This window comes from Ramlibacter lithotrophicus (assembly GCF_012184415.1).
GTDB classification, from domain to species: Bacteria; Pseudomonadota; Gammaproteobacteria; order Burkholderiales; family Burkholderiaceae_C; genus Ramlibacter; species Ramlibacter lithotrophicus.
The window spans coordinates 82,626-107,962 of sequence record NZ_VTOX01000002.1; the positions used below are offsets into that span (position 1 = coordinate 82,626).

24 protein-coding genes are annotated in these 25,337 nt (G+C 71.0%); 15 read left to right on the forward strand and 9 right to left on the reverse strand.

The window, feature by feature from the left end; all coding sequences use genetic code 11:
- Window positions 1–4: 4 nt before the first annotated feature.
- Entirely contained in the window at window positions 5–466 is a 462-nt protein-coding gene (locus tag RAMLITH_RS06455) for a hypothetical protein (RefSeq protein ID WP_168106569.1), read from the reverse strand.
- Window positions 467–780: 314 nt separating this feature from the next.
- Complete coding sequence (locus RAMLITH_RS06460) at window positions 781–1,623, reverse strand: UTRA domain-containing protein (protein WP_168106570.1); 843 nt, start codon at window positions 1,621–1,623, stop codon at window positions 781–783.
- Between the two features lie 94 nt (window positions 1,624–1,717).
- Between RAMLITH_RS06460 and RAMLITH_RS06465 the strand changes: the two genes are divergently transcribed.
- The 8 genes from RAMLITH_RS06465 to RAMLITH_RS06500 all read left to right on the forward strand — a co-directional run bounded on the left by RAMLITH_RS06465 (window position 1,718) and on the right by RAMLITH_RS06500 (window position 8,376).
- Entirely contained in the window at window positions 1,718–2,707 is a 990-nt protein-coding gene (locus RAMLITH_RS06465; protein ID WP_168106571.1) for a Bug family tripartite tricarboxylate transporter substrate binding protein, read from the forward strand.
- A gap of 14 nt (window positions 2,708–2,721) precedes the next feature.
- Window positions 2,722–3,612, forward strand: coding sequence for an isocitrate lyase/PEP mutase family protein (locus RAMLITH_RS06470; protein ID WP_168106572.1), 891 nt, complete (start codon window positions 2,722–2,724; stop codon window positions 3,610–3,612).
- Window positions 3,609–5,009 (forward strand): 3-isopropylmalate dehydratase large subunit, encoded by a 1,401-nt coding sequence (gene leuC, locus RAMLITH_RS06475; RefSeq protein WP_168106573.1) that lies wholly within the window; start codon window positions 3,609–3,611, stop codon window positions 5,007–5,009. The genes RAMLITH_RS06470 and leuC overlap by 4 nt, the downstream gene beginning before the upstream one ends.
- A gap of 1 nt (window position 5,010) precedes the next feature.
- Window positions 5,011–5,640 carry a 3-isopropylmalate dehydratase small subunit gene (leuD, locus tag RAMLITH_RS06480; RefSeq protein ID WP_168106574.1) on the forward strand — a complete coding sequence of 210 codons (630 nt, stop codon included), beginning with the start codon at window positions 5,011–5,013 and terminating at the stop codon, window positions 5,638–5,640.
- On the forward strand, window positions 5,637–6,524 hold the full coding sequence (prpB, locus tag RAMLITH_RS06485) for a methylisocitrate lyase (RefSeq protein ID WP_168106575.1): 888 nt from the start codon (window positions 5,637–5,639) through the stop codon (window positions 6,522–6,524). Before leuD ends, prpB begins: the two co-directional genes overlap by 4 nt.
- Before the next feature lie 137 nt (window positions 6,525–6,661).
- Window positions 6,662–7,045 (forward strand): response regulator, encoded by a 384-nt coding sequence (locus RAMLITH_RS06490; protein WP_168106576.1) that lies wholly within the window; start codon window positions 6,662–6,664, stop codon window positions 7,043–7,045.
- A gap of 22 nt (window positions 7,046–7,067) precedes the next feature.
- Window positions 7,068–7,859: a fumarate/nitrate reduction transcriptional regulator Fnr gene (fnr, locus tag RAMLITH_RS06495; RefSeq protein WP_168106577.1), complete on the forward strand. Its 792-nt coding sequence runs from the start codon at window positions 7,068–7,070 to the stop codon at window positions 7,857–7,859.
- A 286-nt stretch (window positions 7,860–8,145) separates the two neighbouring features.
- On the forward strand, window positions 8,146–8,376 hold the full coding sequence (locus tag RAMLITH_RS06500) for a hypothetical protein (protein ID WP_168106578.1): 231 nt from the start codon (window positions 8,146–8,148) through the stop codon (window positions 8,374–8,376).
- A 3-nt stretch (window positions 8,377–8,379) separates the two neighbouring features.
- On the opposite strand, the gene RAMLITH_RS06505 is transcribed toward RAMLITH_RS06500, so the two are convergent.
- The gene (locus RAMLITH_RS06505; protein WP_168106579.1) at window positions 8,380–8,628 is read right to left on the reverse strand and encodes a DUF3297 family protein; all 249 of its coding nucleotides are present in this window, start codon (window positions 8,626–8,628) and stop codon (window positions 8,380–8,382) included.
- A gap of 72 nt (window positions 8,629–8,700) precedes the next feature.
- Here RAMLITH_RS06505 and RAMLITH_RS06510 point away from each other — a divergent pair, with 72 nt between their 5' ends.
- On the forward strand, window positions 8,701–9,399 hold the full coding sequence (locus tag RAMLITH_RS06510; RefSeq protein ID WP_168106580.1) for a pseudouridine synthase: 699 nt from the start codon (window positions 8,701–8,703) through the stop codon (window positions 9,397–9,399).
- A gap of 11 nt (window positions 9,400–9,410) precedes the next feature.
- On the opposite strand, the gene RAMLITH_RS06515 is transcribed toward RAMLITH_RS06510, so the two are convergent.
- Window positions 9,411–10,175 (reverse strand): HAD family hydrolase, encoded by a 765-nt coding sequence (locus tag RAMLITH_RS06515; protein WP_168106581.1) that lies wholly within the window; start codon window positions 10,173–10,175, stop codon window positions 9,411–9,413.
- Window positions 10,176–10,319: 144 nt separating this feature from the next.
- Between RAMLITH_RS06515 and RAMLITH_RS06520 the strand changes: the two genes are divergently transcribed.
- Both RAMLITH_RS06520 and RAMLITH_RS06525 read left to right on the forward strand, forming a co-directional pair.
- The gene (locus tag RAMLITH_RS06520) at window positions 10,320–10,916 is read left to right on the forward strand and encodes a DedA family protein (protein ID WP_168106582.1); all 597 of its coding nucleotides are present in this window, start codon (window positions 10,320–10,322) and stop codon (window positions 10,914–10,916) included.
- Window positions 10,917–11,002: 86 nt separating this feature from the next.
- Complete coding sequence (locus RAMLITH_RS06525) at window positions 11,003–11,488, forward strand: hypothetical protein (protein ID WP_168106583.1); 486 nt, start codon at window positions 11,003–11,005, stop codon at window positions 11,486–11,488.
- A 24-nt stretch (window positions 11,489–11,512) separates the two neighbouring features.
- On the opposite strand, the gene RAMLITH_RS26180 is transcribed toward RAMLITH_RS06525, so the two are convergent.
- Window positions 11,513–15,643, reverse strand: coding sequence for a hypothetical protein (locus RAMLITH_RS26180; protein ID WP_168106584.1), 4,131 nt, complete (start codon window positions 15,641–15,643; stop codon window positions 11,513–11,515).
- A 140-nt stretch (window positions 15,644–15,783) separates the two neighbouring features.
- Here RAMLITH_RS26180 and RAMLITH_RS06535 point away from each other — a divergent pair, with 140 nt between their 5' ends.
- The 3 genes from RAMLITH_RS06535 (at window position 15,784) to RAMLITH_RS06545 (ending at window position 18,172) form a co-directional block, all read left to right on the forward strand.
- Complete coding sequence (locus RAMLITH_RS06535) at window positions 15,784–16,086, forward strand: hypothetical protein (RefSeq protein WP_168106585.1); 303 nt, start codon at window positions 15,784–15,786, stop codon at window positions 16,084–16,086.
- A gap of 96 nt (window positions 16,087–16,182) precedes the next feature.
- A complete protein-coding gene (locus RAMLITH_RS06540) occupies window positions 16,183–17,514 on the forward strand; it encodes a TrkH family potassium uptake protein (protein WP_168106586.1) in 1,332 nt (443 codons plus the stop codon).
- Window positions 17,507–18,172, forward strand: coding sequence for a potassium channel family protein (locus RAMLITH_RS06545; RefSeq protein WP_238344070.1), 666 nt, complete (start codon window positions 17,507–17,509; stop codon window positions 18,170–18,172). The genes RAMLITH_RS06540 and RAMLITH_RS06545 overlap by 8 nt, the downstream gene beginning before the upstream one ends.
- Window positions 18,173–18,187: 15 nt before the next feature.
- On the opposite strand, the gene RAMLITH_RS06550 is transcribed toward RAMLITH_RS06545, so the two are convergent.
- From RAMLITH_RS06550 to RAMLITH_RS06565, 4 genes are read right to left on the reverse strand one after another with little or no spacing between them, the layout of a single operon-like run.
- Entirely contained in the window at window positions 18,188–19,327 is a 1,140-nt protein-coding gene (locus RAMLITH_RS06550; protein ID WP_168106588.1) for a hybrid sensor histidine kinase/response regulator, read from the reverse strand.
- Window positions 19,324–19,920, reverse strand: coding sequence for a chemotaxis protein CheB (locus RAMLITH_RS06555; protein WP_168106589.1), 597 nt, complete (start codon window positions 19,918–19,920; stop codon window positions 19,324–19,326). The genes RAMLITH_RS06550 and RAMLITH_RS06555 overlap by 4 nt, the downstream gene beginning before the upstream one ends.
- The gene (locus RAMLITH_RS06560; protein WP_168106590.1) at window positions 19,917–20,750 is read right to left on the reverse strand and encodes a CheR family methyltransferase; all 834 of its coding nucleotides are present in this window, start codon (window positions 20,748–20,750) and stop codon (window positions 19,917–19,919) included. Before RAMLITH_RS06560 ends, RAMLITH_RS06555 begins: the two co-directional genes overlap by 4 nt.
- A 1-nt stretch (window position 20,751) precedes the next feature.
- Window positions 20,752–24,231, reverse strand: a complete 3,480-nt coding sequence (locus RAMLITH_RS06565) for a response regulator (protein ID WP_168106591.1) — start codon at window positions 24,229–24,231, stop codon at window positions 20,752–20,754.
- Window positions 24,232–24,441: 210 nt separating this feature from the next.
- On the opposite strand from RAMLITH_RS06565, the gene RAMLITH_RS06570 reads away from it, so the two are divergent.
- A complete protein-coding gene (locus RAMLITH_RS06570; protein WP_168106592.1) occupies window positions 24,442–25,329 on the forward strand; it encodes a DMT family transporter in 888 nt (295 codons plus the stop codon).
- Window positions 25,330–25,337 lie beyond the last annotated feature (8 nt).

Below are 25,337 nucleotides of genomic sequence, written 5' to 3' on the forward strand. Positions count from 1 at the left end.
CGGGTCACTTCCCGGCGGCTTCGCGCTCCTTGAGAATGGCTTCCTTGTCTTCGGGCAGGAAGGAGATGCCGCCGCACCGGGTGTTGTGGGCGACCACGGCCTGGTTCAGCGCGTCGAGGCTGGCGCGGAACGACGCGTCCTTGGCCTTGGCCTCCGCCACCTTCGCGTTGTACGCGCGCACGCGCCGCTCGAAGCGGTCGGTGCGGTTGGGCTCGCGCTCCAGGCGCTCCTGCTCCGCCTTCAGCTCATCGGCCTCGGCCCGCACGGCCGCGAACTCCTCGCCGTTGCGGCGGTTCTGCGCCTCCACCGCCTGGCGCTGGGCGGCGAGTTCGCTCTCGCGGTTCATGCAGGCGCGCAGTTCGTCACGGGTAACGGCCTTGCCGCCGGAGGACTGGGCCTGGGCGCCCTGGAGCATGGCGGCCGCGAGCAGCAGGCCCGAAACGGCGGCGAATGGGATGGATTTCATGGAGGAATGGCGGGTACGGCCCGGATGGCAGGGGACGCATCGTGCGTCGGGCCCGCCATGGTAAAGCCTCCCGCCCGCCTCCCGAGGCGGCCCGGCCGGGACTCAGTCGCGCGGGCGCCGCGCGATGCGCGACTGCCGGCGCTGCGCGGGGTCGAGCAAGGCGATCACGGCCATGAAGGAGAGGACGCCGGCAAGGAGAGCGATGTAGTACATGGGGGGAGGCTTGCGCCGTAGTTCGATCCCAGTGTCGCCGCGCGCGGACGCCGGCATGTTGACTTTCAGCAAGCGCCCCCGGCGGTGCCGACAGGAAAGCGTCAGCGTCCGGCGGCGCGCCGCCGGCGCGCCGCCGGCTCGTCCCCGACGTGGACGATGCGGCCGATGCTGACGTGCTCGGCCGAGTCGGCGGGCGTGTCGATCACCATGCGCGAGCGCTGCGGCGACATCGCCATCACCACGTATTCGACCGGAGCGCCCTGCTGGTCGTGGACCACGCGATCGACCATCAGCAGCGCGGCGCCGACGGCAACGTCGAGCCGCTGCGCCTGCAGCGGGTCGGCCAGCCCGGCGCCGATCTCCTGCAGCACCCGGCCGAAGCGCACGCCGCGGTCGGCGAGCAGTTCGTTCAGCGAGCGCCGGCCCAGGTCGGCCCGCGTCATTCCCTGCGACCAGCGGCGCGGCACCCACGCCGTCAGCAGCACCACCGGCACGGCCTGGCGCAGCCGCAGCCGCACGGAGCGCTGCACCACCTCGCCCGCGGGGATGCCGAGCCGGGCCGCGACCCATTGCGGCGCCGCGACGTTGGCGAACTCCAGCACCTTGAGCGTCGTGGCGGCGGAGAGCTGGCGCACGTCGTCCACATAGCCGGCGCCGCCGCCGCGCCGCTCCTGCACCCGCTCGGTGACGTAGGTGCCGCGGCCCTGCACGCGCTCGAGCAGGCCGTCGGCGACGAGGTCCGCCACCGCGCGCCGCAGCGTGATCCGCGAAACGCCGAACTGCTGGCACAGCTGCGGCTCGGGCGGCAGCTGCTCATGCGGTGCGAACCCGCCGCCGGTCAGGCGATCGCGCAGCACCAGGTACACCTGGCGGTGCAGCGAGGTGCCGGAGCGGGTCAGGCCGGCCGGGATCTGGAACATCTGGTTGCGCAGGTCGGGGTTCACGCGATTGACACGATTATCGTCATACTTCTAAGATGATGTCATCTTATTTCTATGACGACCGGCCGCGTGGCCGGCCGCAACCCCAGGAGACGACATGACCCGACCCAGCCGCCGCGAGGCGCTCAAGACCCTGTCCGCGCTCGCCGCCGGCGCCACGCTGCCGTTCGCCGCGCGCGCCCAGGCCTTCCCCGCCAAACCCATCAAGATCATCGTGCCGCATGCCGCGGGCGGCAACTCGGATGCGTTCGGCCGCATCCTGGCGCAGAAGATGTCCGAGCGCATCGGCCAGCAGGTGGTGGTGGAGAACAAGCCGGGCGCCGGCGGCACCCTGGCCTCCGGCTTCGTCGCCAAGGCGCCGGCGGACGGCTACACGCTGCTCGTCGCCGACAACGGCACCCATGCGATCGCGCCGACGCTGTACGGCAAGAGCCTGCAGTACGACGTGTTCAAGGACTTCACGCCGGTCACGCTGGCGGCCACCTTCCCCACCGTGATCATGATGCATCCTTCGGTGCCGGCGAAGACGCCCAAGGAGTTCGTCGCCCTCGTCAAGAGCCAGCCCGGCAAGTTCACGTACTCGTCGGCGGGCACCGGCAACGGCTCGCACCTGACGCTGGAACTGTTCCGCACGGCCGCCGGCGGACTCGACATGGTCCACGTGCCGTACAAGGGCGGCGCCCCGGCCGTGCAGGCGGTGCTGGCCGGCGAAGTGCAGCTCACGGCGGTGAGCGTGAACACCGCGCTGCCGCACATCCAGTCGGGCAAGGTGCGCGCGCTGGGCCTGGCGTCGACCAAGCGCTCGCCGGCGCTGCCCGACGTGCCCACGTTCGCGGAGCACGGCATTCCGTTCGAGGGCGACAGCTGGCTGGCGATCGTCGGCCCGGCCGGCATCCCGGCCGACATCGCCGCGAAGCTCAACGCCGAGATCGCGGCCGTGCTGCGCCTGCCCGAAGTGACTGAGCGGCTCGCCAAGAGCGGCCTCGAAGTGATGGCGTCCTCGCCCGCCGACCTCACCAAGGTCCTGCAGCGCGACGTGCCCAAGTGGGGCAAGGCCGTCAAGGATTCCGGCGCCGTCGTCAGCTGAACATCGGAGTGCATATGTCCAACAAGATTTCCCCGTCCCCGTCCGGCACCTTGCGCGCGATCCTCGAGCGCGGCGAGTTCGTCGTCGCTCCCGGCGTCTTCGAGATGCTCGGCGCGAAGATCGCCGACCGCATGGACTTCCCGGCGCTGTACATGACCGGCTACGGCGTGTCGACCTCGCACCTGGGTCAGCCCGACGCCGGCATCGCCGGCTTCACCGACATGCAGGGTCGCGCCCGCACCATCGCCCATGGCGTGAGCAAGCCGCTGATCGCCGATGCCGATACCGGTTTCGGCGGCCTCATCAACATCCGCCACACGGTGCGCGGCTACGAGGAAGCCGGCGTGCAGGCGATCCAGCTCGAAGACCAGGAGTCGCCGAAGAAATGCGGCCACACACCCAACCGCCGCGTGGTGGCGCTGCCCGATGCCGTGCGCCGGATCGAGGTCGCGGTCGATTCGCGCCGCAGCCGCGACTTCCTGATCGTGGCGCGCACCGATGCGCGCACCGGCCTCGGCCTGGATGAAGCCATCAAGCGCGGCAAGGCGTTCGCCAAGGCCGGCGCCGACATCATCTTCGTGGAGTCGCCTGAGAGCGAGGACGAATTCCAGCGCATCGGCCAGGAGCTGGCCGGTTGCGGCGCCTGGCTGATCGCGAACATGGTGCCCACCGGCCGCTCGCCGGAGATCTCCGCCGCCCGCCTGAAGGAGCTGGGTTTCGCGCTGGCGATCTGGCCCGGCGTGCTGATGCAGTCGGCCTGCGCCGCGATGGAAAACGCGCTTGCCTACCTCGCCGCGAACGGCACGACCGCCGGCAGCCCGGTGCCCTCCTACGACATGAAGAAGCTGCACGAGCTGGTGGGCTTCGAGGACGTGTGGGCCTTCGAGAAGCGCTGGGCCCAATGAGCGCTCGAACGCTGTTCGACAAGGTCTGGGACGAGCACGTCGTAGACACGCTTGCCCCCGGCATCGACCTGCTGCACATCGACCGCCACCTGCTGCACGACATGCACGGCGGCGACGCGATCGCCCAGGTGCGGCGGCGCGGGCTCGAGGTTCGCAACCCGGAACTGAACTTCGCGACGCCCGACCATGTCATCGAGACCCAGCCCGGCCGCACCGGCGGCATGGCGCCCTGGGCCGACAAGCTGGTGCAGGAGCTGCGCGACCAGACCGGCCGCGCCGGCATCCGCCTCTACGACGTCGGCCAGGACGGCAACGGCATCGTCCACGTGATCGGCCCGGAGATGGGGATCTCACTGCCTGGCCTGACCATCGTCTGCGGCGACAGCCACACCTGTACCCATGGCGCGCTGGGCGCGGTCGCGTTCGGCATCGGTTCGACCGAAATCCAGCACGTGCTCGCCACGCAGACGCTGCCGCAGCGGCGGCCGAAGACCATGCGCGCCGAGTTCACCGGACGGCTGCCGGCGGGCGTGGGCGCCAAGGACATGATCCTGGCGCTGATCGGGCGCATCGGCACTGCCGGCGGCACCGGCCATGCGCTGGAATACACCGGCGAGGCCGTGCGCGCGCTCGACATGGAAGGGCGCCTCACGATGTCGAACCTGGCGATCGAATGCGGCGCCAAGGTCGGCATGATCGCGCCGGACGAGACCACTTTCGCCTGGCTTGAAGGACGGCCGCATGCCCCGAAGGGCGACCGCTGGCACGAGGCCGTGGCCCACTGGCGCACGCTCGCCAGCGACCCGGGCGCCAGCTACGACGCGCAGGTCACGATCGACTGCAGCGCGCTGGCCCCGCACGTCACCTGGGGCACCAGCCCGGAGCAGGTGGTGCGCGTCGACGGCGCCATTCCCGACCCGGCCAGCGCACCCGATGCGGTCCACCGCAAGGCGTGGACCGAGGCGCTCGAATACATGGGCTTGCGCGGCGGCCAGCCGATCGCCGGCACCCGCATCGACCGCGTGTTCATCGGCTCGTGCACCAATTCGCGCCTGCCGGACCTGAGGCGCGCGGCGAAGATCGTGCAAGGCCGGCGCGTCGCCGGCCACGTCGAGGCCTGGGTGGTGCCCGGCTCCGAGCGCGTGAAGCGGGCGGCCGAGGCCGAAGGGCTGCATGAGGTGTTCCTGGCCGCCGGCCTGCAGTGGCGCGAGCCCGGCTGCTCGCTATGCGTCGGCGCCAACGGCGAACTGGTCGCCTCCGGCCAGCGCTGCGTGTCCACTTCCAACCGCAATTTCGTCGGGCGGCAGGGCCCGGGGGCCCGGACCCATCTCGCCAGCCCGGAGATGGCCGCCGCGGCGGCGATCGCCGGTGCCATCGTCGACGTCAGGAACTGGTGACATGCAGAAATTCGAAGTCCTGCGCGCGGTCGCCGCGCCCTTCCCCTTCGCCAACGTCGACACCGACCGCATCATCCGCATCGAGCGCTGCGCCCGCACGCCGCGCGAGGAGATGGGGCTGTGGGCGTTCGAGATGGAACGCTTCCACCCGGACGGCAGCGAGCGCGATACCTTCGTGCTGAACCGCCCGCCGTTCCGCGGCGCCGGCATCCTGGTGGCGGACGAGAACTTCGGCTGCGGCAGCTCCCGCGAGATGGCCGTGTGGGCCGTCGCCGGCATGGGGATCCGCTGCGTCATCGCGCCGTCCTTCGGCGAGATCTTCTTCGGCAACTGCTTCCAGAACGGCGTGCTCCCGATCCGGCTGCCGGCCGCCGTGGTCGCCCAGTTCCACGCGAAGCTCGCCGAGGCGACGCCCGAGACGCCGGACCGCGCGACCCTCACCGTGGACCTGCGCCAGCAGGTGATCGCCACGCCCTGGGGCGAGACGGTGCGCTTCGAGGTCGAGCCGCTGCGCCGCGAGGCGCTGCTCGAGGGGCTGGACCCGATCGGCGTGACGCTCAAACGCGCCGCCGCCATAGCTGCCTTCCAGGCCCACCAGCGTACCGAGCGTCCCTGGGTGTGGCAGGCATGAACGCCCCCACATCCCCCGGAGCGCGCTTTCGCGTGGCGCTGCGCGACGAGCGGCCGCTGCAGATCGTCGGCGCGATCAACGCCAACCACGCGCTGCTGGCGCAGCGTGCCGGCTACCGGGCGATCTACCTGTCCGGTGGCGGCGTGTCGGCGGGATCGCTGGGCCTGCCCGACCTGGGCATCATCGGCCTGGAAGACGTGCTGGTGGACGTGCGCCGCATCACGCACGTGTGCGACCTGCCGCTGCTGGTGGACGTCGACATCGGCTTCGGCCCGAGCGCCTTCAACATCGCCCGCACGGTGAAAAGCCTGATCCAGGCGGGCGCCGCCGCCTGCCACATCGAGGACCAGGCCGGCGCCAAGCGCTGCGGCCACCGGCCCGGCAAGGACATCGTGTCGGTGCAGGAGATGGCCGACCGCGTGAAGGCGGCCGTGGACGCGCGCACCGACCGCGACTTCTTCATCATCGCCCGGACCGACGCGATCGCCGTGGACGGCGTCGAGGCCGCCATCGACCGGGCTCGCGCGTGCCTCGAAGCGGGCGCCGACGCGGTGTTCGCGGAGGCCGCGCACGACCTCGCGACCTACCGCCGCTTCGCCGACGCGGTGGGCGCTCCCCTGCTCGCCAACATCACCGAGTTCGGCCAGACGCCGCTGTTCGCGCTGGATGAACTGCGCGAGGCCGGCGTCGCCATGGCGCTGTATCCGCTGTCGGCGTTCCGCGCCATGAACAAGGCCGCCGAGGCCGTCTACTCGGCGATCCGCCGCGACGGGCACCAGCGCAGCGTGCTGGACCTCATGCAGACCCGCGAAGAGCTGTACGAGCGCATCGGCTATCACCGGTTCGAGCAGCGCCTGGACGACCTGTTCGGCGGCCGCCGATAGGCCGCTCGCCTCGCGCGGCCTCGGAATCCTCCTAGCGGGCTTCGGCCCGCGGGAGGGTTCACGTTCAGGCCGAATCCGAGGGAAGGATTGGGCGGCGGCCGATGTTCGGCGCCGCCCGAGGCTGCGACAGTCACGTCATGACAGCAGCCAACCCCGTGAGAGTGTTCATCGCCGAGGATTCGGCCCTGATCCGCGACCGCGTCGCGGCCCTCCTCTGTGCCGAGGACATGGACGTCGTCGGCCATGCGCAGACGCCGCGCGACTCCATCGCCGGCATCCTGGCCGTGCAGCCAGACGTCGTCGTGCTGGACGTCCAGCTGGAGGGAGGCTCCGGCCTGGAAGTGCTGCGCACCGTGCGCGGAACCGAGCCCGGCATCGCCTTCGTCGTGTTCAGCAACAACGCCGCCCCGGCCTACCGCAAGCGCTATCTGGGCGAGGGCGCCGAGCGCTTCCTGGACAAGACCGCCGAGTTCGACCAGCTCGTCGATGCGGTGGAGCACGCCTCCCACCGCCCCCATTGAAACGAAACCACCGAGAACGACGATGACCACCGCCGCCGCCGACGCCCCCGTCCAGACCATCCGCTTCACGGCCAGAGCCGCCGTCGCGGGCGTGCAAGCCCCCGTCGCCGCCGGGAAGACGCAATGCTCCACCTGCCACCTGCGCGAGCTGTGCCTGCCCTGCGGCATGAACGACGTCGACCTCACCCGGCTGGACAACCTGGGCTTCACGCGCCGCAAGATCAAGGCCGGCGAGACGCTGTACCGCGAGGGCGACAGGTTCACGCACCTGTACGCGGTGCGCTTCGGCACGCTCCGGTCGAGCCTGATCCTGTCGGACGGGCGCGAGCAGGTCAGCGGCTTCCACATCGCCGGCGAGCTGGTGGGCCTGGACGGCGTGGCGCAGGGCCGCCATGCCAGCGCCACCATGGCGCTGGAGGACACCGAGGTCTGCGCCATCTCGTACACGGCGCTGGCCGACCTGGCGATCAGCACCGCCGGCATGCAGCACATCGTCAGCCGCATGATGAGCCGCGAGATCCTGCGCGAGCACAGCCTGATGATGCTGCTCGGGAGCATGAACGCCGAGGAGCGGCTGGCCGCGTTCCTGCTGAACCTGTCGCAGCGCTACGCCGCGCGCGGCTATTCGGACCGCGAGTTCCACCTGCGCATGAGCCGCGCGGAGATCGGCAGCTACCTGGGCATGAAGCTCGAGACGGTGAGCCGCGCCTTCTCCGCCTTCCAGCAGCAAGGCCTGCTGGAAGTCGACAAGCGCCACGTGCGGATCACGGACCTCGAGGAATTCAGGCGCCGTTTCGACGTGCGGGTGCACTGAAACCCCGGGCGCGACCAGGCATTGGGGAACCACCCCTTCCCGCCCGGCCTCCGTTCGCAGTAATCTGGGATCGACCGGGTCGTCTTTGCAAGTTTCTTCAGCCCGGTGTTTTCGCCCCTGCGGCCCGCCGCAGGGGCTTTTTCATGGAGCCCGGGCCGCCGTGTAGGACAAGACCGCGTTCTGCGGTTGGCGCGGTGGCCGCAGCCCCCGCGCTTGACATCCCGCAACGGTGCGGCACCGCCGGTTCGGTACCTTCGAGGCATTCAGGACAGCAGGATCACGCAGGATGAGCGGCTTCCCACTTCTTTTCGGCCGATGGCAACAGGCGGAGCTCGCGGCGTTGCGCGCCGAACGCCGCCTGTCGCGCCAGCTCGACGCCTATTGCGAAGGCTGGGGCCAGGCCCCCAGCGTGCCGGAGATCACGGCGGCGCAGCGCCTGCGGACGCAGGCCCGCGACCAGTTGCGCGCACTGCAGGCAGAACTGGCGAGCCAGCGCGACGGCGCCCGCGTGCTGTGAGCTTCAGCGGTAGAACGCCTCGACCTTGCCCTTCAGCTTGAGCAGCAGCGGCTGGCCCTTGCGATCCAGCGTCTTGCCGGCCGGCACCTTCACCCACCCCTCGCTGATGCAGTACTCCTCCACGTCGTGGCGCTCGTTGCCGTTGAGCCGGATGCCGATCTCGTGCTCGAACACGGCGGCGACGTGATGCGGGCTGCGCGGATCGACGCAGAGTCGGTCGGGTAGCGGCGGGCGATGGGTTTCTTCGTTCATGGCCCGCTATTCTGCCGCGCCGCCGGCGCATCGCGCCGGGACGAAATTGGAATCTGACCCCAATTTTTGAGAATGAACTCCCGCGAACTGCCACTCCTGCACCTGGATCCGGACCTCGTCGCGATCGACAAGCCGGCCGGGCTGCTGGTGCATCCCAGCGCGCTCGACGCCCACGAGGATCGCAACGCGCTGCACCTGCTGCGCGACCAGCTCGGCGAGCGGCTGTGGCCGCTGCACCGCCTGGACAAGGGGACCAGCGGAGTGCTGCTGTTCGGGCGCAACGTGGAAGCCGCCCGGCGCTGGGGCAGCGCGTTCGAGCAGGGGCTGGTGCGCAAGCGCTACCTGGCGCTGGTGCGCGGCTGGCCGCCGGACGCCGGCGAGATCGACCAGCCGCTGGCGCGCGATCCCGAACTGCCCTCGAGCGGCCAGCCGCACCTGGCCGCCGTGACCCGCTACCGCCGGCTGGCTTGCTTCGAGTGGCCGTTCGGCGACGGCCGCCACCCGACCAGCCGCTATGCGCTGGTCGAGGCCGAGCCGCTCACGGGCCGGCGCCACCAGATCCGGCGGCACTTCAAGCACATCGCGCATCCGCTGGTGGGAGATGCCACGCATGGCAAGGGTGCGCACAACCGGGCAGTGGCACGGTGGCTGGGCGTGCAGCGGCTGTGGCTGCATGCGTCGTGGGTGGAGTTGCCGCAGGACGGCCCGCCGCTGCGCATCGATGCGCCACCCGGGCCGGAGTGGAACCCATTGCTGCAGCACGCGCGCTGACGCCGGCGCTGTCAGGGGGCGTCCGGGTCGGGGCTGGCCGTCTGGTTGTGCAAGGGATCCTGGGCCGGCCGCAGCACCCCCAGCAGGTCGGAGGTCGTGCGCAAGATGAGCTGGGCGCCCGCCTCCCGCAGTTCGTCCTCGGTGCCGAAGCCGCACAGCACGCCGATGGTCTGGGCGCCGGCGGCGCGGCCGGTGCGGATGTCCATCGTGGTGTCGCCGATCATCAGGCACTCGTGCGGCGCCACCCCCATGGCCTTCGCCGCATAGAGCAGCGGGTCGGGATAGGGCTTCATGCGCGGCGTCGTCTGCGACCCGACCACGGCCGCGAAATGGTGCCTGACCTGGTAGTGCTCCAGGAAGCGCTCGATCCGCGGCACGGTGCCGGTCGAGATGGTGCACATCGGAAAGTCCGCGGCCAGCTCGGCGATCATCTCCTGCACGCCGGGCACCATGTCGTGCGGCACCTCGTCGATGGCCTCGACGTTGCGGGTGTGCGCCGGGTCCGTGCCGCGTCGCCGCACCTGGCGCACGCGCGAGCGCAGCCGGTGGAACGGCACGTCCAGGCCCAGCCGGTCGAGCATCGAGTACGCCGCCTGCACCGGAGTCTCGGCGCCCATCACGACCTGCCGCGCCACCCGTTCCGCGCGGCGCCCGCTCACGAGCGGCACGCGGTCGAGCACGGCGGCGATCTGCGCGACCAGGTGGTCGTCGGTGTCGGCGATGGTGCCGTCGACGTCGAAGCACAGGGCCCGCACGCGCGAGAGATCCACGGTCATGGCAGCAGCATACGCGGGGCGCGGCGGCTCGTGTGCAACAGGAATATGGAAGGGGGAGCGGACAGCCGGACGCGTCCGGCTGTGGGGCTTGGCTCTCCTGCCGCCGAGCCACACGAGCGCGCGCCGATCGGCGATGCTTCACGGATGTCCGAATGGATCATCGACCTCATCCAGCGCGGCGGTTACGCGACCATCGCCATCCTCATGGCGCTCGAGAACGTGTTTCCGCCGATCCCCTCCGAACTGGTACTGCCCTTCGCCGGCTACGTCGCCGCCACCGGCAAGCTCAGCCCCATCGGCGTGTGGCTGGCGGCGGCCGGCGGCTCGCTGCTGGGCGTGCTGCCCTGGTACTGGGCCGGCCGCCGCCTGGGCCACGGCGGGCTGCGCGACTTCGCTTCGCGCCACGGACGGCTGCTGACGCTGTGTCCGAAGGACGTCGACCGCGCGCAGGACTTCTTCCGCCGCCACGGCGCCTCGTCGGTGGGTTTCGGCCGGCTGGTGCCCGGCGTGCGCAGCGTGATCTCGATGCCGGCCGGCGTCGGCCAGATGCCGCTCCCACGCTTCCTGCTGTGGTCCGCGGTCGGCACGCTGGTGTGGAGCGGCGTGCTGCTGGCGCTGGGCTACTTCCTGCAGTCGCGCTACGAGCAGATCAAGGACGCGATCGAATGGGTCACGCGCGGCGTGGTCGGCACCATGGTGGCCCTGTACCTCTGGCGCGTGGTGCGCTTCCAGAAAGACTGAACCGCCGCTTCCTGCGCGGCGAATCAGCCGCCGTCCGACACGCCGTGCCGGGGCGGCGTGCTGACATCGGGGCGGAAGGAATACCCATGCCCACCTGGAAGATCGCATTGCGCGAGGGCGCCATCGCCGGCACCGTCGCCACCTTGTCGTCGACGGCGCTGCTCGCCGCGATCGGCCGCCGCGAAAGCGGCAGCGCCGTGGCGCCGGTCAACGCCGTGAGCCACTGGCTGTGGGGCGACGAGTCGCTCCACGCCGATCGCGCCGACCTGCGCCACACGCTCACCGGTTTCGCGACGCATCACCTGGCCGCCGTGTTCTGGGCGTCGCTGTATTCGCTGCTGCATGGGCATCGGGGCGAAGCCAAGACGCCGATGCAGGCCGTGGCGGGCGGCATCGCGACCAGCGCGGTGGCGTATGCGGTCGACTACCACGTCGTCCCCCGGCGCCTCACGCCCGGCTGGGAACACCGCATGGCGCCGCGTTCGCTGGCGGCGACCTACGGCTCGCTGGCCGTAGGCTTCGCGCTCGGCGCACTGCTGCTGGGGGCGCTGGACCGGCGCGCCGGCGTCTGACCGCGCCGCCGCCGCGGATGGAACTCAGAAGGCAGCCGTCTCGAGCGGCTGGACGCTTCCGGTGAACCCCGCGAGGCCTTGGGTGTTCAGCGGGCGCGTGGCCGCGTAGGCGAAGAGGTCGCCGTGGGTCGCGAACGCCAGGCCGGCGCCTACCTGGTCGACGAAGCTCCGCACGACCTCCGCCGCCGGTGGGGTCCCGACGATCTGCAGGTAGAGATAGGTCACCAGTTCGGTCGACGACACGCCAGGCGCGTAATGGTCGAGCATCGCCTGCGCCAGGTCGGCCATGTTCACCGAGCGATCGGCCTGCGCCGTCCAGCGGCTGAGGTCGGCAATGCCGGGAATCGTGCCGAAGCCGGCGTGCAGCAACGCGGCGGCCTGCCAGCAGTGCCCGTCCGGCTCGCCCGTGTCGAACGCGAAAAGGCCATCGGCGAGTTGCACGCGTTCGATGCCCACCAGCGTGATCGTGCCGATGGTGGTGGTGGTGGTGAGCACGCCACCGGCCATGGAATGCGACAGCACGCCGGCGCGCGGGATCTCAAGGATGGCGGTGTCGGTGCCGGCGCCGCCATCGAGCATGTCGTCGCCGCCCTTGCCGTTGAGGCGGTCGTCGCCGCCGCCGCCCGAGAGCGCGTCGTTCCCGCTGGTGCCGTCCAGCGCGTCGGCGTCGCCGGTGCCGGCGCGGATCACGGGCGGCGGCTGCGCATCGCTCCAGCGGATCTCGTTGCCGCTCGCGCTGAAGTCGCTTGCCGCGAAGGCGCCGGTGAGCCGGACCACGACGTCGGCCCCCGCCGTAGCGTCGGTGCCGATGGACAAGGTGGTGAGCGGACCCGTGGTGTTCACCTGAACCTGGTTCGCCACCAACGACCCGCCGTCGCCCGAGGTCACCGCGCCGCCGAAGTTCGCGCCCGCGACCGTGATGCGGTCGCCGCGCGCCCAGTCGAGGATGAAGTCCTCGCCGTTGCCGGATGCGGCGAACTCGAAGACATCGTTGCCGCTGCCCCCGGCCAGCACGTCCCAGGTGGCCGGCGCGCCGGCGAGCGTGTCGTTGCCGCCGCCTGCGTCGAGCTTGACGGGTTCGGCGGCCGACGCCCGCAGCACGTTGTCTTCGGCTCCGCCCGTGAGCAGCAGCCAGGTCGCGGGTTCGCCGCTGGCGCCGACACGCTGGACGTACACATCGCTCGCGGAGAACGCAGCGCTCGCGCCGGTCCACGTGGTCACGTAACCGCCGTCAGCCAGGCCGGCAACGTCCGGCAGGGACTGCGGCCCGGCAGTGCCGGCGTTCACCCTCGTCTCGCCGCCGACCGGCGCGCCGGCCGCGTCGTAGCGCTGCGCGAATACCTCGGTCCGCGTGAGGTAGGACGGGTCGCTGCCGCTGCCATGCCAGGTCACGACGTAGCCGCCGTCGGCAAGCGCGGCCAGCGCCGGGACGTAAACGCCCGCCGACCGTCCGTCGACGATCTGCTCCGGCCCGCCCGCCGTGCCCGCGGTGTCGAAGCGCTGCGCGTGGATGTGGCCGCCATTGCCGTCGCCGTCCTCCCAAACCGCGACCACGCTGCCGTCGGCCAGCGTCACGAGGTCCGGTTTCGCCGAATTCGGGCTCACCAGCGTCTCGGCGCCGGAGCGGGCGCCGCCGCCGTCGAATCGCTGCAGGTACACCTGCTTGCCGCCGGCGGGCGCAGCGGTCCAGGCCACCCAATAGCCGCCGTCCGGCAGCGCTGCCAGCGCGAGCTCCGATCCGGTGCCGCCGCCGACGGCCGGGGCTGCGGTGTTGACGCGCGTTTCACCGCCGACGGGCGAGCCGGCCGCGTCGTACCGCTGCGCGAAAACGCCGGTGCCGCCACCGTCCGGGCTGGTCCACACGACCACGTAGCCGCCGTCGGCCAGGCCCTGGATCTCCGGCGTGCGCTGGTCCAGCTCCGTGGTCGTGTTGATGCGGGTTTCGGCGCCGACGCGCCCGCCGCCGGCGTCGAACCGCTGGACATAGATGCCGCTCCCGTGGCCGTCTTGTCCGACCCGTCCGGTGTCCTCGACGTCGTACACCTGCCCCTTGTAGCTGGCGAACGGCCCGCTGGACTGCCAGGCCACGACCCAGCCGCCGTCGCTCAGGGCCGCGACGGAGGCCCACTGCTGGCGCGCCGTCGTGTACGTATTGACCATGGTTTCGCCACCGACTGCCGTGCCCATGGCATCGAAGCGCTGTGCGAACAGGTCGACATACGAGTCGTAAGCGACCGACGCGGACTCCCAGACGACGACGAAGCCGCCGTCGGCCAGCGGCGCGATGCGCGACCAGCCCTGCGCCCACTCCGTCGTCGTGTTCACCACGGCATCGCCCAGGCCGCCCGTCTGCACGGTCACCGAGCCGTCCGCGGCCCGCACCTGTTCGATCGAATGCAAGGTGTCGGCGACGCCATCCGCGCCGGTCACATGGAGAACGCGATCGGGCGTCAGCTCCCAGGCCAGCGAGTTGAGGGCTGCATCGGTGACCGCCGTGTCGATGCCGGCGCCGCCGTCGATCACGTCCGCGCCGCTGCCGCCATGCAGCACGTCGTCGCCGCCGGCGCCGGCGAGCTCGATCGGCCGGCTGCCCGCGAACCGGATGGTGTTGTCCTGGTCGTCGCCCGCCAGGGACGTGCCGCTGCTCACCGGCGTTCCGCTGGCGTCGAAGCGCATCGCGTACACGCCGTGCCCGTCGCCGTCCTGCCCTTCGGTGGACCATGAGACGACGAAGCCGCCGTCGTCCAGCGCCACCAACGACGTGGAACCCCTCGACGCGGGCACCGAGGTGTCGACCAGCACCGGACCGCCCGCGGGCATTCCGGCGGCGTCGAACCGCTGCGCATGCGTCTCCTGCAGCCCGTTCCACAAGCCCGATTGCCACGTCACGACGAAGCCGCCGTCGGCGAACACCGCGACGTGCGGTGTGTTCGGGAGCGCGTCGCCAGCCGCATTCACCCGCACCGCGCTGCCCGTGGCCGCGCCGGCATCGCCGAACCGCTGGACATAGGCCTCGCCGCCCCGGGCGACGGCGGCGACGAAGCCACCATCGGGATGTGCCGCGAGGTCGACTTCCGGCGACGGATAGCCGCCCGGCTGAGCGCCGGTGGCGATCTGCGACAGGGCGCCGACGGGCGTGCCGGCCGCGTCGTAGCGCTGGCAATAGACGACCATGTACGTCGAGGCCGCGTCGTAGGTGGTCCAGCTGAGGAGATGTCCGCCATCAACCAGGCCGATCGCCCGCGGCTGCTCGAAGGCATGCTCCCACTGTGTCTGCGCCAGCACCTCCCCACCCACCTTGGCGCCCGCAGCGTCGAACCGCTGGGTGTAGAGGTTGCCGTACGGAACGCTCTGGACCCAGATGCCGGTGCCCGGTTGCTCCTGGGTCGACGGATAGGCGACCGAGTGCCACACCGCGAGGAAGCCGCCATCGCCCAGGGCGACAACCGACGGGTGCGTCTGCTCGCCGGACACGGTGCCGTTGACCACCATCGGTTCGCCGACGGGGGCTCCCGTCGGGTCGACCCGGCGAGCGTAGACGTCCGACAGGTTGGCCCTGGTCTCTTCCCAGCTCGAGCCCTCGAAGCCGGTACTCCAGGTCGCCACGTACCCGCCGCCCGCCAGCGCCGTCACGGCGACGCTGAACACGGCGGACGGCTCGCCGGTGCTGAGCAGGGTCTGCGTTCCGATCGGTGCGCCGGTCACGCCGTCGTAGCGCTGGCTCCAGACGGAGTGGCCGCCGTATGTGGTGTACCCGCCGGCCGAGGTCGCGGTGTAGGCGGTCCAGGCCACCACATAGGAGCCGTCGCTCAGCTTGACCGGCCGCGGCCAGTGCTGCTCACCCGCCGTGGTCGTGTTGACGCGGAACTCCGCTCCCGGCGTGATGGTCCCGTCGCCGAACTGAACCGCCTCGACGCCGTCCAGCGTGTCGGCCCCCTGCGGGCTGGCGATCACCCAGCGGTTCTGCCCGTCCAGGCCGAACGTCGCGTCGCTGGCCCGCGCCGCGATCTGTGCCGTGTCACGCCCGGTTCCGCCGCGAAACAGGTCGCCCGCACTCGTGCCCACCAGAACGTCGTCGCCGCCCGTGCCGTGGATCTCGCCCATCTTGTTGCCCTTCTCGAGCGTCGTCAGGCCCGGCCCGCCTGCTGCCCGCACCGACTTCGTGCACAGGACCGGCCAACCATCATGGAGTGCGGTGCCGCAGGATATGGTCGCGCCGCTGTAAAGACTGCTACGGATTCCAGGACGCACCGGGCGAGCTAGGATGGGGTCTTCCCCAAGGAAGGCATGACCACATGGACGACGAGATCGAAGCGCTGAGGCAGGAGGTGCAGCACCTGATCGCGATGAACACCGCGTCGTTGGTCGCGATCACGTCGCTGGTGGCGACGCATCCGGACCCGCGGCAGCTCCAGCTGCACCTGGTCTCCGCGCTGGAAGCGGTGCTGGGATCGGAGCGGCTGGCCCGCTGGACCGGCGAGCAGAAGCGCATCGTGCGGCAGGTGGTGGAGACCTTCCAGCATGTCCAGCCGGCAGCGGCGATCGACCCGCTCGCCACCGCCATGGGCGCCCGCGATCCGCGCAAGCCGGGGCGCTGACCGGCAACCGCGCGGATTCCGGGGTGTTGCTGCCCGAAGCTGTTACGCTTCCACGCCCGGCACTCGCAGCCTCTTCCGGACCGTCCACCAGCGACCATGGCATCCCGCTTCCGCCACCCGGCCGCCTCGCTCGTGCTGGCGTTTTCGCTTGCCATCTTCGCCGGCACCCTCCTGCTCTGCCTGCCGGCGGCCCGCGCCGACGGCGCCGGCGCGCCCTTCATGGTGGCCCTGTTCACGGCGACGTCCGCCGTGTGCGTCACCGGCCTCGCGGTGGTGGATACCGGCACCTACTGGTCCGGCTTCGGCCAGGGCGTGATCCTCGCGCTCTTCCAGCTCGGCGGATTCGGAATGATGACGTCCGCCACCTTGCTGGGACTGCTGGTGAACCGTCAGCTGCGGCTGCGCTCGCGGCTGCTGCTGCAGGCGGAAACCCATTCCATCGGGCTGGGCGACGTGAAATCGGTGGCCAGGCTCGTTCTGACCGTGACGGTCGGCGTGGAACTGTCGGTGACCGCGGTGCTCGCCGCGCGGCTGGCCTGGCGCTACGACCTCGAATGGAGCGATGCGCTCTGGCACGGCTTCTTCCACGCGGTCTCGGCCTTCAACAACGCCGGCTTTTCCACCTGGGGCGACAGCGTCTCGCGGTTTGTCGCCGATGCGGTGGTGCTGGGGCCGCTGATGGTCGCCATCATCGTGGGCGGCGTCGGGTTCCCCGTGCTGCACGAGCTGTGGCAAAGGCGCCACCGCTCCCGGCCGCTGTCGATCCATGCCGCGCTGACCCTGTGGGGCAGCCTGGCGCTCATCCTTGGCGGAGCGGGCCTGCTCCTGCTGATGGAGCACTCGAATCCGGGCACCCTGCGCGCCCTCGACTGGCCGGCGCGCCTGCTGGCGGCGCTCTTCACGTCCGTCTCGGCCCGCACGGCGGGTTTCAACGCCGTCGACATCGGCCAGCTCACCGTCGAGTCGCTGAACCTGCACTATCTGCTGATGTTCATCGGGGGTGGCAGCGCCGGTACGGCGGGCGGCGTGAAGGTGACCACGTTCTTCGTGCTGCTGCTCATCGTGTGGAGCGAGGTGCGCGGCTATCCCGACGTGGAGTTCAGGAGCCGCCGGATCTCCGCGCCGGCCCAGCGCCAGGCGCTCACGATCCTCGTGTTGAGTGCCGGAGCCATCGTGGTCGGCACCCTGCTGATCGTTCCCATGACGCGGCTGCCCTACGAGAAAGTGCTCTTCGAGGTGATTTCCGCCTTTGCCACGGTCGGCCTTTCCACCGGCATCACCGCGGAGCTGCCCCCCGCCGGACAGCTCGTGCTGGTCGTGCTCATGTTCGCCGGCCGGGTGGGCGTCGTCACGCTGGCAGCAGCGATTGCCCTGAATACGGCGCGCAGGGCCTACCGCTTTCCAGAGGAGAAGCCAATTGTTGGGTGACAGGAAATCAGACAGCGTGGTCGTCGTGGGACTGGGACGCTTCGGGTCGGGCGTTGCCTCGTCCCTCAGCGAACTGGGTCACGACGTGCTGGCGATCGACAGCAGCGCCGAAGTCGTGCAGGCGCAGAGCGGGAAGCTTGCCCACGTGGTCCAGGCCGACGCCACGGACATCGACAGCTTGAAGCAACTCGGGGCCGGGGATTTCAGGCACGCCGTGGTCGGCATCGGGCAGAACCTGGAGGCGAGCGTCCTCACGATCCTGAACATGAGCCAGATGGGCATCAAGGACATCTGGGCGAAGGCGAACAACCAGCAGCACGGACGCATCGCCGAACGCGTGGGGGCGCACCACGTCGTCTACCCGGAGTTCGAGATGGGCGAGCGGGTCGCGCACCTCGTGACCGGGAAGATGATCGACTTCATCGAGTTCGAGGACGGTTTCGCGATCGCCAAGACCAGGACCCCGCGCGAGGCGCAGGGCAAGACCTTGTCGGAGTCCGCGGTCCGTTCCAGGCACGGCGTGACCGTGGTCGGGATCAAGCGGCGGCACCAGGATTTCATCTACGCGCAGGCGCACACGATGGTCGAGCCGGGTGACTTCCTGATCGTCGCCGGGCCGACGAGTGCCATCGAACGCTTCGCGGCGCGGATGTCGTGAGCCGCGCCGGCCGGCCTAGGGCTCCGCCGGCTCCGTAGCCGCCATCAGCGGCAGGACGATGGTGAAGGTCGAGCCCTCGCCCGGCGCGCTGCGCAGCTCGATGCGCCCGCCGTGGGCGCGCACGATCTGGCGCGCGATGAACAGGCCCAGGCCGAGCCCGGGCGCCTGCTTCGCCCCTTCGGCGCGCTCGAACTGCTCGAAGATCCGCGCGTGGTGCTCCTGGGCGATGCCCATGCCGTGGTCGGTCACCGCCAGCACGGCGCGGTCGCCGTCCTGCGCCAGCCGCACCTGCACCGGCTTGCCGCCGCCATAACGGAACGCATTGGTCAGCAGGTTGGAGAGCACCTGTTCGATGCGGAACTCGTCGCATTGCACCGGCAGCTGCGGCGGCGCCTGGAGCGTGAGCGGCGCGCCGCTGGCGCTCGCCTGTTCGCCGAAGGCGTCGACGACGCGGGCCACGAGGGCGGCCAGATCGCACGGCGCCGGCACCACCGCCAGCCGGCCGGTGCGCAGGCGCGACACGTCCAGCATGTCGTCGATCAGCCGGATCATGCTGCGGATCTGCCGCTCGTCGCGCTCGACGATCTTGCGCAGCGCCGCCGCGTCGAAGCGCCCGGCTTCCAGCGCCTTGCGCCGCAGCTGCGCCTGCAGGTACAGCGTGTTGAGCGGCGTGCGCAGCTCGTGCGACACCATCGACATGAAGTCGTCGCGCATGCGCACCGCGCGCTCGAGTTGCGCGTGCGCCTCCTGCAGCGCGACCCGCTGGCGGCACAGCTCGACGAACACGGTGACCTTGCTGCGCACCGTGTGCGGATCCAGCGGCTTGTGCAGGAAGTCGACGGCGCCGGTTTCATAGCCGCGGAAGGCGTAGTTCAGCTCGCGGCCGGCCGCGCTGACCAGGATGATCGGGATGCGGCGCGTGCGCTCGGTGCTGCGCATGGTCTCGGCCACCTCGAACCCGCTCATGCCCGGCATCTGCACGTCCAGGATCGCCAGCCCGAACTCGTGGTCCAGCATCAGCGACAGCGCCTCCTCGCCCGAGCGGGCGCAGAACACCTCGCGTCCGGCGCCCCGCACCAGCGCCTCCAGGGCGACCAGGTTCTCCGGCACGTCGTCCACCAGCAGCAGCTTGACCGCGGCCTGGCCCTCGCTCATCGTTGCCCTCCCAGCCGCTGCAGCAATGCGTGCAGCTGCGCCAGCGGCAGCACCAGTTGCGGGTCGGCCTGCGCCACCGCCGCATCCGGCATCACCGGATGCCGCGCCTCCTGCGGCGACTGCACGGCCGCCAGCCCGCCGGCCTGGCGGATGCGCGCGAGGCCGCGCGCCCCGTCGGCGCTGGCGCCCGTGAGCAGGATGCCGCACAGCCGGGCGCCCCAGGCGTCGGCGCAGGACTCCATCAGGACGTCGATCGACGGCCGCGAGAAGAGCACCGGCGGCTCGCAGCTGAGCGAGAAGCTGCGGTCCGGCTCGACCAGCAGGTGGTAGCCGCCGGGCGCGAACGACACCCCGCGCGGGACCGGCGCGTGCGCAGCGGCCTCCTGCACGGGCAGCGCCAGGCGCGGCGCGAACACTTCGGCGAGGCGGCTCTCGTGGTGCTCGGGCAGGTGCAGCACCACCAGGATCGGCAGCGGATACGCCGCCGGCAGACCCTCGAGCAGCGCGAACAGCGCCTCGATGCCGCCGGCCGACGCCCCGACCACCACGGCGTCGGCATCCCAGGCGAAGTCGGCGGGCAGTCGGTCGTTCATGCGATCTCCTGCACCTTGCGGTAGACGCGCTCCGGCCTGGCGACCGGCTCGAAACGCTGCGCGTAGGCGGAAAAATCCAGGCTCTCCTTGGTGCCCAGGCCGAGGAAGCCGCGGTTGGCCAGCGACTCGTGGAAGAGCCCGAGGGCCCGGTCCTGCAGCTGGCGGTTGAAGTAGATCAGCACGTTGCGGCACGAAACGAAGTGGGTTTCGGCAAAGACATTGTCGGTCGCGAGGCTGTGGTCGGCAAAGGTGATGCTGTCGCGCAAGCGCTTGTCCAGCAGGGCGCCGCCATAGGCGGCCGTGTAGTAGTCGGCGAAGCTGCGCTGCCCGCCGCCCTCCTGGTAGTTGCGGGTGAAGCCGCGCAGCTGTTCGAGCGGATAGATGCCTTGCCGCGCCTTCTCCAGCGAAGCATGGTTGATGTCGGTGGCGTAGACGATGGCGCGCTCGAGCAGGCCCTGCTCGTGCAGGAGGATCGCGATCGAATAGGCCTCCTCGCCAGTGCTGCAACCGGCGATCCACACCTTGACCGAAGGATAGGTCTGCAGCACCGGCAGCACGTGGCGGCGCAAGGCCAGGAAATAGCGCGGGTCGCGGAACATCTCGCTGACCGGCACGGTGAGGTGCTGCAGCAGCTCGTCCAGCGCCCCCGGCTCGTGCAGCACCCGCTCCTGCAGCGCCGAGAGCGTGCGCGCGCCCATCTGCTGGCGCGCATGCAGCAGCCGGCGCTTGAGCGAGGCCTGCGAATAGTCGCGAAAGTCGTGGCCGAAGCGCTGGTACACCGCTTCCACCAGCAGCCGCATCTCGATCGCCTCGACGCTGTCCGCGGCCATGTCAGATGCGCTCGAGTTTCGGCATCCAGACCCGCATCAGCGAGAACAGGCGCTCCAGCTCGATCGGCTTGGCCAGGTAGTCGTTGGCGCCGGCCGCCAGGCACTTCTGCTGGTCCTCCTTCATCGCCTTGGCGGTGACGGCGATGATCGGCAGCCGCTGCCGGCGCGGCTGCCGCCTGATCTCGCGCATGGCGGTGAAGCCGTCCATCACCGGCATCATCAGGTCCATCAGCACTAGGTCCACGTCCTCGTCGCCGCCCAGCCGGTCGAGCGCCTCCTGGCCGTTTCGCGCCACGATCACCTCTGCGCCCTTCTGCTCCAGGGCGCTGGTCAGCGCGAAGATGTTGCGCACGTCGTCGTCCACCACCAGGATGCGCCGGCCCTCGAACGCCTTGTCGCGCGTGCGCGCCGTGCGCAGCATGCGCTGCCGCTCGCTCGAGAGCTTGCCTTCCACCTGGTGCAGGAACAGCGTCACCTCGTCGAGCAGCCGCTCCGGCGAGCGAGCGCCCTTGATGATGATCGATCGCGAATAGCGCAGCAGCTCGGCCTCCTCCTCGCGCGTCAGGTTGCGCCCGGTGTAGACGATCACCGGCGGGAACGAGCGGCTCTCGCCCGACGCCATGCGCCGCAGCAGCTCCTGCCCCGTCATGTCCGGCAGCGCCAGGTCGGTGATCATGCAGTCGAACACCCCGCCGCGCAGCGCGTCCAGCGCCTGCGCCCCTTCGCTGACGGCCGTGATCTGGACGTCGTCGTCGCCGATCAGCTCGGCCACGCTCTCCTGCAGGCGGCGGTCGTCCTCCACCAGCAGCACCCGCTTGACCTTCTGGCTCAGCTTTTCCTCGAGGTGCTCGAAGACGTGGCGCAGTTCCTCCAGGCTGGCCGGCTTGCGGGCGTAGCCGATCGCGCCCATCTGCAATGCCGTCTCGGCCAGGTCCTCCACCGACACCACGTGCACCGGGATGTGCCGGGTGCGGGGGTCGTCCTTCAGCCGCTGCAGCACCGTGAGCCCGCTGTCACCGGGCAGCCTCATGTCCAGCAGCACGGCGTCGGGCGTGAAGCGCGACGCCAGTTCGCAGCCCTCGCCGGCCTGGTGCGCGACCAGGCAGCGGTAGCCGCGTTCGCGGGCCAGGTCGAACAGGATCTGCGCGAAGGCCACGTCGTCCTCCACCACCAGCACCGTGCGGCGGCCCACCGGGTCTTCGGCGCGCTGGTCCGGGAACGGCGGCGGCGCCGGGTGGTGGCTGACCGGCCCCGGCCGCTCGGGACGCGGGAGTGGCGTGGGCGCCGGCGATTGCTGCGGTGCCGGCGTCGCATCGGCGGCCGGGCGCTGCGCCCCCGGCGCGAACTGAAGCGGCAGCACCAGCCTGAAGGTGCTCCCCTGCCCGGGGCGGCTCGAGACACTGATCTCGCCGCTCAGCAGCCGCGCCAGGTCGCGCGAGATGGACAGGCCCAGGCCGGTGCCGCCATGGCGGCGGCTGGTGGTACCGTCGGCCTGCCGGAAAGCTTCGAAGATCGCCTCCTGCTGCGCGGGAGCGATGCCGATGCCGCTGTCGCGCACCTCGAACGCCAGCGAGGACGGCGCCTGGCGCGCGACGTGCAGCGCCACGCTGCCGCGGTCGGTGAACTTGATCGCGTTCGACAGCAGGTTCTTCAGGATCTGCTCCAGCCGCTGCGGGTCGGTCTCGATGGACACGGGCGCATCGGCCGCGACCAGCACCTCCAGGCGCAAGCCCTTGCCCGCCGCGAGCGGTTCGAACATGGCCCGCAAGCCTTCGGCCAGCGGCGCCAGGGGCGTGGCCTCCGGCCGCACCTCCAGCTTGCCGGCTTCCACCTTGGCAATGTCGAGGATGTCGTTGATCAGGGCCAGCAGGTCGTTGCCGGCCGCCTGGATGGACTGCGCGAACTTCACCTGCTCCGGGTTCAGGTTGCCCTGCGCGTTGTCGGCCAGCAGCTTCGCCAGGATCAGCGAGCTGTTCAGCGGCGTGCGCAGCTCGTGCGACATGTTGGCCAGGAACTCGGACTTGTAGCGGCTGGCGCGCTCCAGCTCGGCGGCGCGCTGTTCGAGCTGCGCCTGCGCCTGCTGCAGCGCGTCGCGCTGCTCCTCCACCCGCTCGGCGAAGGACGACAGCTGCACGTTGGTCTGCTCCAGCTCCGCCTGCTGGCTCTCCAGGTTGGCCTGCGACTCCTTCAGCGCGCGCGACTGCTCCTCGAGCTCCTCGTTGGCGACGCGCAGCTCCTCCTGCTGGGTCTGCAGCTCCTCGTTGAGGGCTTGCGTCTGCTCCAGCAGGTCCTGTTGCCGCTGCCGGAAGCGCGCCGCCTCGATCGAGCCCCCGACCAGGTTGGCCAGCCGCTCCATCAGCTCGGGGTCCCGATCGGTGAGCGGCCGCATCAGGCCCACTTCGATGACGCCGTTGACGCGGCCCTCGTGGACACTGGGCGTGATCAGGACCGCCGCCGGCGGCCCGTCGGCGATCGCGGTGCTGATCCGCAGGAACTGCGCCGGCACCGGCTCCAGGCGCATCGGCCGCCCGCTGGCCGCGACTTCGGCGACCAGGTTCTCGCCGGGCGCGAGCTGCTCCTTCTGCGCCGCCTGGTCCGTGGCCAGCCCGTAGCTCGCGATGCGCCGCGACCGGCCGTCCTCGTCGACCACGTACACGGCGCCCACCGAGCTGCCGAGGTACCCGGCCAGGAAGTCGAGCGACTTGCGGCCGACGGCCTGCAGGTCGTTGCGGCCGGCCAGCACCTGCCCCAGCTGGTTCTGGCCGTCGCGCAGCCAGGCCTGCGCCTGCAGGTAAGCCGTGTGTTCGCCCTGCTGCCGCAACGCCGCGCCGTAGCGGTCCGACAAGGCCAGCAGGTCGCGCCGCCCGAAGAAGGCCAGCAGGCCCTTGAGTCCCAGCAGGACCACCACGTACAACACCGTGAGGACCACGCTCGTCGTGGCGGCGCGCGCGTTGCGCTCCTGCAGCAACTGGCGCTCGGCCTGCATGATGCCGTCGAACTCGGCCCGGATCGCGTCGGTCAGCCGCTTGCCCTCGCCGGCGGCCAGCCGCTGCGTGGCGGCCGGGGTGTTGTCGGCACGGCGCAAGGCCAGCATCTCCTGCGCGAACTTCTGCCATTGGGCGTGCAGCGTCTGCACGCGCTGCAGGCGCTGGCGGCTCGCCTCGTCTTCCAGCAGGTTGCGCAGCGCTTCCAGTTCCGCGCCGAAGCGCGGCATCGCCACGTCGAAGGTGTCCAGGAAGCGCCGGTCGCCGGTCAGCACGTAGCCGCGCATCCCGTTCTCGCTCTCGGCGGTGAGCCGCCCGAGTTCCGAGGTCTGCGACACGGCGCGCTGCACGTCTTCCACGGCTCGCAGGTTGCCCAGGAGATAGACGACCAGCACGACGAAGAGAATCGCGCTGAGCACCCCGGTGCCCAGCGGCACCGTCACGTTGCGGCGCAGGATGCGTTCGAACTGTCGCTGGTCGGCCTGGTGGGCGGGCATGGCTTGCGGCGTGATGGCAAACCGACGAGTTTGCAGCAAAGCCGTCGTCCACCACGCCTTGGGGCGGCACCGGGCTATTGTCGCGTTGGACGCGTGCCACGGCGGCACTGGGGCGGGGCCGGCCGCACGCTCGGCGCGTCGTGGCCGGCGATGGCGATGCCCGGCGCGCGCGGACTGCGGCGAGGCCGGCAAGGCTGCTACCCTGCCGCCATGCACGCGAGGCACTTCGGGCAGTTGATCCTTCTGTCGGCGCTGTGGGGCGCCTCGTTCCCCTTCATCCGCATCGCCAGCCCGGCCTTCGGTCCCTGGGGCCTGGCCGGGCTGCGCTGCGCCCTCGCCGCCGCAGTCCTCGCGGCCATCATGCGGACCGTCGGCGAGCAGTGGCCGCCGCGCGCGGCCTGGCCGCGCCTGGCCCTGCTGAGCCTGCTGACCATCGCCCTCCCCTTCGTGCTGTTCAACGCCGCCGGCCTGGTGCTGCCGGCCGGCTACTCGGCCATCCTCAATGCGACGGTGCCGCTGTTCAGCATGCTGGGGGCCGCGGCGATGTCAGAAGAGCGGCTCACCGCCCGCCGGCTGGCGGGCTGCCTCCTCGGCTTCATCGGCGTGGCGCTGCTGGTGCGACTGGGGCCGGTCGACGCCGGAACCGGCGTCGTGCTGGCCGCGCTTGCCTGCACGGCCGCATCGGCCTGCTACGGCGTGGGCGCGATCCTGATGAAGCGCGCCATGCTGACGCACCAGCCGCTGGCCGCATCCGCCGCGGCGCACGTGGCCGCCACCGCCATCCTGCTGGTCCCCCTGGGCCTGAGCGTCCCGGCCATGCGCCCCACGGCCGAGGCCGTGCTGGCCGTGGCCGTGCTGGGCACTGTCACGTCGGGCCTGATGTACTGGGTCAGCATGCGGCTGCTGCGCGAGATCCCTGCCACCGCCGCCACCTCGTCGGCGTTGATGATTCCGTTGTTCGGCGTCACCTGGGGCGGCCTGTTCCTGCGCGAGCCCGTGACCCTGGGCATGTTGCCCGGTGCGCTGCTGGTGCTGGCGGCCACGGCGCTGATCACCGGATTCAATCCGCTGCGCCGCCGCCGCGGCCGGGCGGGCTGACCGCGGCG

What these genes read in the sequence shown, in the direction of transcription:
- RAMLITH_RS06455 (WP_168106569.1), bottom strand. Translation starts at nt 466, where the DNA reads ATGAAATCCATCCCATTCGCCGCCGTTTCGGGCCTGCTGCTCGCGGCC.
- RAMLITH_RS06465 (WP_168106571.1), top strand. Translation starts at nt 1,718, where the DNA reads ATGACCCGACCCAGCCGCCGCGAGGCGCTCAAGACCCTGTCCGCGCTC.
- RAMLITH_RS06470 (WP_168106572.1), top strand. Translation starts at nt 2,722, where the DNA reads ATGTCCAACAAGATTTCCCCGTCCCCGTCCGGCACCTTGCGCGCGATC.
- leuC (WP_168106573.1), top strand. Translation starts at nt 3,609, where the DNA reads ATGAGCGCTCGAACGCTGTTCGACAAGGTCTGGGACGAGCACGTCGTA.
- leuD (WP_168106574.1), top strand. Translation starts at nt 5,011, where the DNA reads ATGCAGAAATTCGAAGTCCTGCGCGCGGTCGCCGCGCCCTTCCCCTTC.
- prpB (WP_168106575.1), top strand. Translation starts at nt 5,637, where the DNA reads ATGAACGCCCCCACATCCCCCGGAGCGCGCTTTCGCGTGGCGCTGCGC.
- RAMLITH_RS06490 (WP_168106576.1), top strand. Translation starts at nt 6,662, where the DNA reads ATGACAGCAGCCAACCCCGTGAGAGTGTTCATCGCCGAGGATTCGGCC.
- fnr (WP_168106577.1), top strand. Translation starts at nt 7,068, where the DNA reads ATGACCACCGCCGCCGCCGACGCCCCCGTCCAGACCATCCGCTTCACG.
- RAMLITH_RS06500 (WP_168106578.1), top strand. Translation starts at nt 8,146, where the DNA reads ATGAGCGGCTTCCCACTTCTTTTCGGCCGATGGCAACAGGCGGAGCTC.
- RAMLITH_RS06505 (WP_168106579.1), bottom strand. Translation starts at nt 8,628, where the DNA reads ATGAACGAAGAAACCCATCGCCCGCCGCTACCCGACCGACTCTGCGTC.
- RAMLITH_RS06510 (WP_168106580.1), top strand. Translation starts at nt 8,701, where the DNA reads ATGAACTCCCGCGAACTGCCACTCCTGCACCTGGATCCGGACCTCGTC.
- RAMLITH_RS06515 (WP_168106581.1), bottom strand. Translation starts at nt 10,175, where the DNA reads ATGACCGTGGATCTCTCGCGCGTGCGGGCCCTGTGCTTCGACGTCGAC.
- RAMLITH_RS06520 (WP_168106582.1), top strand. Translation starts at nt 10,320, where the DNA reads ATGTCCGAATGGATCATCGACCTCATCCAGCGCGGCGGTTACGCGACC.
- RAMLITH_RS06525 (WP_168106583.1), top strand. Translation starts at nt 11,003, where the DNA reads ATGCCCACCTGGAAGATCGCATTGCGCGAGGGCGCCATCGCCGGCACC.
- RAMLITH_RS06535 (WP_168106585.1), top strand. Translation starts at nt 15,784, where the DNA reads ATGGACGACGAGATCGAAGCGCTGAGGCAGGAGGTGCAGCACCTGATC.
- RAMLITH_RS06540 (WP_168106586.1), top strand. Translation starts at nt 16,183, where the DNA reads ATGGCATCCCGCTTCCGCCACCCGGCCGCCTCGCTCGTGCTGGCGTTT.
- RAMLITH_RS06550 (WP_168106588.1), bottom strand. Translation starts at nt 19,327, where the DNA reads ATGAGCGAGGGCCAGGCCGCGGTCAAGCTGCTGCTGGTGGACGACGTG.
- RAMLITH_RS06555 (WP_168106589.1), bottom strand. Translation starts at nt 19,920, where the DNA reads ATGAACGACCGACTGCCCGCCGACTTCGCCTGGGATGCCGACGCCGTG.
- RAMLITH_RS06560 (WP_168106590.1), bottom strand. Translation starts at nt 20,750, where the DNA reads ATGGCCGCGGACAGCGTCGAGGCGATCGAGATGCGGCTGCTGGTGGAA.
- RAMLITH_RS06565 (WP_168106591.1), bottom strand. Translation starts at nt 24,231, where the DNA reads ATGCCCGCCCACCAGGCCGACCAGCGACAGTTCGAACGCATCCTGCGC.
- RAMLITH_RS06570 (WP_168106592.1), top strand. Translation starts at nt 24,442, where the DNA reads ATGCACGCGAGGCACTTCGGGCAGTTGATCCTTCTGTCGGCGCTGTGG.